This is a genomic window from Streptomyces sp. NPDC015171, from assembly GCF_043079545.1.
Lineage (GTDB): Bacteria > Actinomycetota > Actinomycetes > Streptomycetales > Streptomycetaceae > Streptomyces.
In genome coordinates, this window is the sequence record NZ_JBIBUO010000004.1 from 413,696 (window position 1) to 419,974 (window position 6,279).

Annotated in this window: 7 protein-coding genes; 6 read left to right on the forward strand and 1 reads right to left on the reverse strand. The window is 73.7% G+C overall.

Going from position 1 to position 6,279, the window contains the following annotated elements:
* The first annotated feature begins 211 nt into the window (after window positions 1-211).
* From ACF073_RS14030 to ACF073_RS14040, 3 genes are all read left to right on the forward strand, one after another.
* Window positions 212-2,104, forward strand: a complete 1,893-nt coding sequence (locus ACF073_RS14030) for an FAD/NAD(P)-binding protein (protein WP_392069594.1) — start codon at window positions 212-214, stop codon at window positions 2,102-2,104.
* A gap of 100 nt (window positions 2,105-2,204) precedes the next feature.
* A complete protein-coding gene (locus tag ACF073_RS14035) occupies window positions 2,205-2,660 on the forward strand; it encodes a DoxX family protein (protein WP_392069596.1) in 456 nt (151 codons plus the stop codon).
* A gap of 141 nt (window positions 2,661-2,801) precedes the next feature.
* Entirely contained in the window at window positions 2,802-3,416 is a 615-nt protein-coding gene (locus tag ACF073_RS14040; RefSeq protein WP_392069993.1) for a DedA family protein, read from the forward strand.
* Window positions 3,417-3,480: 64 nt separating this feature from the next.
* On the opposite strand, the gene ACF073_RS14045 is transcribed toward ACF073_RS14040, so the two are convergent.
* Window positions 3,481-4,125, reverse strand: coding sequence for an HNH endonuclease family protein (locus ACF073_RS14045; RefSeq protein WP_392069597.1), 645 nt, complete (start codon window positions 4,123-4,125; stop codon window positions 3,481-3,483).
* A gap of 379 nt (window positions 4,126-4,504) precedes the next feature.
* Here ACF073_RS14045 and ACF073_RS14050 point away from each other — a divergent pair, with 379 nt between their 5' ends.
* The 3 genes from ACF073_RS14050 (at window position 4,505) to ACF073_RS14060 (ending at window position 6,227) form a co-directional block, all read left to right on the forward strand.
* Window positions 4,505-5,086: a TMEM165/GDT1 family protein gene (locus ACF073_RS14050; protein WP_392069599.1), complete on the forward strand. Its 582-nt coding sequence runs from the start codon at window positions 4,505-4,507 to the stop codon at window positions 5,084-5,086.
* 170 nt (window positions 5,087-5,256) lie between these two features.
* Window positions 5,257-5,925, forward strand: a complete 669-nt coding sequence (locus tag ACF073_RS14055; RefSeq protein WP_392069601.1) for an HAD family hydrolase — start codon at window positions 5,257-5,259, stop codon at window positions 5,923-5,925.
* A gap of 176 nt (window positions 5,926-6,101) precedes the next feature.
* Window positions 6,102-6,227 carry a hypothetical protein gene (locus tag ACF073_RS14060; RefSeq protein WP_392069603.1) on the forward strand — a complete coding sequence of 42 codons (126 nt, stop codon included), beginning with the start codon at window positions 6,102-6,104 and terminating at the stop codon, window positions 6,225-6,227.
* Window positions 6,228-6,279 lie beyond the last annotated feature (52 nt).

Below are 6,279 nucleotides of genomic sequence, written 5' to 3' on the forward strand. Positions count from 1 at the left end.
GGCGGCCCCCCGGGGGCTGCCCGCGTAGCCGACCAGGGTGGCCCCTGAAGTGTTCTCGTAGTCCGGCGATTTCCGTACCACCGACCTTAATCCGGCATGACGGATAACTCGGGCTGCACCCAGGGCCGTTGGTCTGTACAGGGCATGATGAACCGCGCCGTCCGCTTGACCGGCGGTCGTCACCCGTCCTCGATGCCCGGGAGCCACGCCGTTGTCTGCACCGACCCAGGAATCCCCCACGGTCTCGGTCGCCCTGGTCGGGGCCGGTCCGCGCGGAACCAGCGTGCTGGAACGCCTCTGCGCCTCCGCACCGGAGCTGCTGCCCCCCGGGGCCCGGCTGACCGTCCATGTGATCGACCCGGCGCCGCCCGGCGCCGGCCGGGTCTGGCGGACCGAACAGCCGGCCGAGCTGCTGATGAACACCGTGGCGAGCCAGGTGACCCTCTTCACCGACGCCAGCGTGGACTGCGCGGGCCCCATCCGGCCGGGCCCCAGCCTGCACGCGTGGGCGGACGGCGAGCTGGGCCCGGACGACTACCCGACCCGCGCCCACTACGGCCGCTATCTGGAGTGGGTGTTCGCCCGGACCGTCCGCACGGCCCCCGCCGCGGTGCGCGTCGAGACCCACCGGGCCCGCGCCGTACGCCTGGCCGACCAGCCCGACGGCCGCCAGCGGGTCACCCTGGACGACGGCCGGGAGCTGTCCGGCCTGGCCGCCGTGGTGCTGGCCCAGGGGCATCTGCCCGCCGCCCCGGACGAGGAACAGCTCCGCACCGCCGCGTACGCCGCCCGGCACGGCCTGTGCCACATCCCGCCCGCCAACCCGGCCGACGTCGACCTCTCGGCCCTCCGGCCCGGCGCACCGGCGCTGCTGCGCGGTCTCGGCCTCAACTTCTTCGACCATCTCGCCCTGCTGACCACGGGCCGGGGCGGACGCTTCACCCGCCGGCCCGACGGCGGCCTGCGCTATCTGCCCTCCGGCCGCGAGCCGCGCCTGTACGCGGGATCCCGGCGCGGAGTGCCGTACCAGGCGCGCGGCGACAACGCCAAGGGCCCGTACGGCCGGCACACCCCGCTGGTCCTCACCCCGGAGGCGATCGCGGGTTTCCGCAAGCGCGCCGACTCCGGCGAGGCACCCGACTTCCTCGCGGAGATATGGCCGCTGGTGGCGAAGGAGGTCGAGACGGTCTACTACGGCGCCCTGACCGGGCGGCCGGAGTTCGCCGAGCGCTTCCTCGACGTACCGCACGGCGACCCCCGGGAGGCCCTGGTCCTGGACGAGTTCGGGGTCGCCGCCGCCGACCGCTGGTCCTGGCGGCGGATCGCCCGGCCGCACGGGGAGCGGAAGTTCGCCGGGCCCGGCCAGTGGCGGGCCTGGCTGCTGGCGCATCTGCGCGAGGACGCCGCGCAGGCCGCGCTGGGCAACGTGCGCGGCCCGCTCAAGGCGGCGCTGGACGTGCTGCGCGATCTGCGCAACGAGATACGGCTGGTGGTCGACCACGGCGGGCTGAGCGGTGCCTCCCGCCGCACGCACCTGGACCGCTGGTACACCCCGCTCAACGCGTTCCTGTCCATCGGCCCGCCCCGGCGCCGCATCGAGGAGCTGGCGGCGCTGGTGGCGGCGGGCGCGGTGGAGGTGCTCGGCCCGGGTCTTGAGGTGCGGGCCGAGGACGGTGCCTGGGTGGCCCGCTCGCCGGAGGTGCCGGGTTCGGACGTGCGTGTGACGACCCTCATAGAGGCCCGGCTCCCGGAGCCCGATCTGCGGCGCACGGCCGACGAGTTGCTCGCCGGGCTGCTCGCGGAGGGGGCGTGCCGGCCGCACACCGTGGACGGCTACGAGACCGGGGGAGTGGATGTGACCCGGCGGCCGTACCGGCTGATGGACCGTCACGGTGCGGCACACGCACGGCGGTTCGCGTTCGGTGTGCCGACGGAGGGCGTGCACTGGGTGACCGCCGCCGGCGCCAGGCCGGGGGTGGACTCGGTCACGCTGTCGGACGCCGACGCGGTGGCGCGGGCCGTGCTGCGGGTGGCGGGGACCGCCGCCGAGCCGTGCGGGCGGGCGCCGTCACCGCTAGATGTTGAACTTGCAAGCATTGATTAGGTTCCCCTAACCTGGGGCTCCGTTCGGTACCGCCTCCCCCCATGACCGGCCTCTTTCGTCCCCGGCCGGTCCGACCGTCACCGAAGAGGAGCGATCCCTCATGTCCGCACGTCTCGATTCCGCTCAGCCCTACGCCCTCGGGCTCTTCCGCATAGTCATCGGCCTGCTCTTCGCGGTGCACGGCGCCGCCTCCCTGTTCGGCGTCCTCGGCGGCGCCGCGGGCACCGGCGGCGGCACGATCGACGCCGGCACCTGGCCCGGCTGGTACGCGGCCGTCATCCAGCTGGTCGCCGGCGGCCTGGTGCTGCTCGGCCTCGGCACCCGGGGTGCCGCGCTGATCGCCTCCGGCTCGATGGCGTACGCCTACTTCGACGTCCACCAGCAGGCCGCCCTGTGGCCCATCCAGAACGGCGGCGAGCTGTCGGCCCTGTTCAGCTGGGCGTTCCTGCTGCTGGTCTTCACCGGCTCCGGCGCCTTCGGCGTGGACCGGCTCCTCGGCCGCCGCACCGCCACGGCCGGCGAGCCCGCGGCCGAGCAGGAGCCGGCCACGGCCTGAGCGCCCGCCCCAGCGCCCGCCCCAGCGCCCGCCAAGCCCCGTGAACGTTCTGTAAGCACCTCACGAACCCCCGCGAACCTCCTGTCACACCCCCGTCGTACGCTGTAGGGCTGATCAAACGGGGGAGTGACGGGAGTCGTGGTGTTCGAGAGCGTGGGGTCGCTGGCGGCCGGACCATGGATCTATGCCGTGGTGGCCGCGTCGGTGCTGCTCGACGTGTTCCTGCCCATCCTGCCGAGCGGGGTGCTCGTCATCACGGCCGGCACGGCGGCGGCGGCGGGTTCAGGGGCCGCGGCGGGCCGGGTCCCGCACGATGTGCCGGACATCCTGGCCCTGATCCTGTCCGCGGCCACCGCCTCGGTCCTCGGCGATCTGGTGGCCTACCGGCTGGCCTGGCGCGGCGGGGATCGCCTCGACCGGGCCATAGCCCGCTCCCGGCGGCTGACCACCGCGCAGGAACGTCTCGGCGATGCCCTCGCCCGGGGCGGCGGCGCGCTGGTCGTCCTCGCCCGCTTCGCCCCAGCGGGACGCTCGGTCGTCTCCTTCTGCGCGGGCGCCGCCCACCGCCGGATCCGCGACTTCCTGCCCTGGTCGGCGCTGGCCGGCCTGTGCTGGGCCGCCTACAGCGTGGCCCTCGGCTACTACGGCGCCCAGTGGCTCGGCGCGACCTGGCTGTCCACCGCCGTCTCGGTGGCCGCGCTCTTCGGGGCCGGCGCGGCGGCGGGCTTCCTGATGCGCCGCCGTCCGGCCGCCTGACGCGGGGGGACGGCGCTCGCTCCCGTGCCGCGCGGCCGGGGGCCCCGCGGCACGGAAGCGGGGCTCAGCAGCCGGACAGGTAGTTCGTCAGCGCGCTCTTCTCGGCGGAGTCGACCGAGAGGTTGTAGTAGTACTTCACCTGCACCCAGGCGCGGACGTACGTGCAGCGGTAGTCGCTGCGGGACGGCATCCAGGTGGCCGGGTCCTGGTCGCCCTTGGCCTGGTTGACGTTGTCGGTGACGGCGATCAGCTGCGGCCGGGTCAGGTCGTTGGCGAAGGCCTGCCGCTGGGCGGTGGTCCACTTGCCCGCACCGGAGTCCCAGGCCTCGGCCAGCGGCACGAGGTGGTCGATGTCGAGGTCGGCGGCGGCGGTCCAGGTGGCGCCGTCGTACGGGGAGTACCAGCTGCCGCTGGTGGCGGCGCAGGAGGAGTCGGTGACGACGTTCGAGCCGTCCCGCTTGAGGACCGTCTCGCGGGTGTTGCAGGCGCCGCTGATGGTGATCCAGTGCGGGAACAGGTCGCGGTTGTAGCCGGTGCGGTTCTCGGTGGCCACGGTGAGCTGGGCGAGGTAGCCGCGGGCCGTGGCGGCGCTGACCGGCGTGGGCAGGGCGGCCGAGGCGGTCGGGGAGTTGAAAAGGGCGACGGAGGCTATCAGGCCGGTGAGGGCGGCGAGTATGCTCGTCCGTCGACGCGCGTAGAACTTCGGCATGCGTGAACTCCCTTGAGGGGTGGGGGTGTTGGAGCGCGAGCGAGGGAATGCTCGCGGCGTCCCGTGGCCGGCGGGTGAGCGCTCGGTAAGAAGCTAGTGACGTGTTCATGACACGACAAGGTTGACGACGGAACCTTCACATCCCGTACGATGGGTGGCGCAGAAGGGGAGTAGCTCTTCGCCGGACCGTCGACATACTGCTCAGCGAGCCTGAGCCGGCGCCCGGAGGCGGACCCGCGAGGCCCGCCAGCGAGACCTTCGGCAAGCAGTGCACGCCCGTGCCCTCCCGGCATGGGCGCCGTGTGCGCTGCCATGCCGAGGTGGTCATCGCGCGACGCAACGCACTCTCGGTGGGGCAGCCCCGACCGATTGAGGAATCTTGATCAGCATCACCGTGACGGCGCTCGTCTTCGGCGTCATCTTCCTCGCCGAACTGCCGGACAAGACCGCGCTCGCCGGTCTCGTCCTCGGCACCCGCTACCGGGCCTCGTACGTCTTCGCGGGCGTCGCCGCCGCCTTCCTGCTGCACGTCGTGCTCGCCGTCGCGGCCGGCAGTGTGCTCACCCTGCTGCCGCAGCAGATCGTGCACGCCCTCACCGGCGTCCTCTTCCTCGGCGGTGCCGCGGTGCTCCTGCTGAAGAAGGCCGAGGCGGAGGAGGAGGTCAAGAAGCCCGCCGACCAGTCCTTCTGGAAGGTCGCCGGGACCGGGTTCATGCTCATCCTGGTCGCCGAGTTCGGCGATCTCACCCAGATCATGACCGCCAACCTCGCCGCCCGCTACGACGACCCGATCTCCGTCGGCCTCGGTGCGGTGCTCGGTCTGTGGGCCGTCGCCGGACTCGGCATCGTGGGCGGAAAGGCCCTGATGAAGCGGGTGCCGCTGCGGCTGATCACGCAGATCGCGGCGCTGCTGATGCTGGGGCTCGGCGTGTGGAGCCTGTGGGAGGCGGTCAGCGGCTGAGCGAACGGCCGGTGAACGCTCGCCGGGGGTGGTGGCGGGATCATGGAGCTGTTTTGTACCGTAGAGGAACAAAGTGGCTCCCGCCCGCTCTCCCTGACCGGTGGGCGGGGCCGCCTTGTCCCTCCCGAGGCCCCTGCGACACGGGGGCCGAATCGTTCCTGGAGCTGCCGATGCCGGCCACCGCCGCACCCGCCGTCCTCACCGCCCGTGCCCTCCTGCTCGACATGGACGGCACCCTCGTCAACTCGGACGCCGTGGTCGAGCGCATCTGGCGGCGCTGGGCCGAGCGCAACGGGCTGGACGGCGACGAGGTGATGAAGGTCGTGCACGGCCGCCAGGGCCACGCCTCCATGGCCGTCCTGCTGCCGCACCGCCCGCTGGAGCAGAACCTCGCGGACAACGCCCGCATGCTCGCCGAGGAGACCGCCGACACCGACGGCGTGATCGAGATCCCCGGCGCCACCGCGTTCCTCGCCGCCCTGGAGGGGCTGCCGCACGCCCTGGTGACCTCCGCCGACGTCGGTCTCGCCACCGCCCGTATGAACGCCGCCGGACTGCCGCTGCCCGCGGTGCGCGTCACCGCCGAGTCGGTCGGCGCCAGCAAGCCCGACCCCGAGGGCTTCCTCAAGGGCGCCGCCGAACTGGGCATCGACCCGGCCGACTGCGTCGTCTTCGAGGACTCCGGCGCGGGCATCGCGGCGGGGCGCTCCGCGGGGATGCGCGTCGTGGGGGTCGGCCCGCGGGCCGGCGCCCACGGCCCCGACGTGCTGGTGCGGGACCTCACACAGGTGCGCGTCGAGGCCGTGGCGGACGGCACGATCCGGCTGCACATCGGCTGACGCCCGCGTCCCCCGGGGCGGGCCGGTGCTTTTCGCGGGCATCGGGGGGCAGAACTCGGCCGGTGGGGGGCCCGGCGTGCTGGTGCGGGGCCTGGCGCGGGTGTGTGTCGAGGCCGTGGCGGACGGCACGATCCGGCTGCACATCGGCTGACGCCCGCCTGCCCCGGGGCGGGCCGGTGCTTTTCGCGGGCATCGGCGGGCAGAACTCGGCCGGTGGGGGGCCCGGCGTGCTGGTGCGGGGCCTCGTACGGGTGCGCGTCGAGGCCGTGGCGGACGGCACGATCCGGCTGCACATCGGCTGACGCCCGCCTGCCCCGGGGCGGGCCGGTGCTTTTCGGGGGCATCGGGGGGCAG

Coding starts and splice junctions, on each gene's coding strand:
- ACF073_RS14055 (WP_392069601.1), top strand. CDS start 5,257: ATGCCGGCCACCGCCGCACCCGCCGTCCTCACCGCCCGTGCCCTCCTG.
- ACF073_RS14045 (WP_392069597.1), bottom strand. CDS start 4,125: ATGCCGAAGTTCTACGCGCGTCGACGGACGAGCATACTCGCCGCCCTC.
- ACF073_RS14035 (WP_392069596.1), top strand. CDS start 2,205: ATGTCCGCACGTCTCGATTCCGCTCAGCCCTACGCCCTCGGGCTCTTC.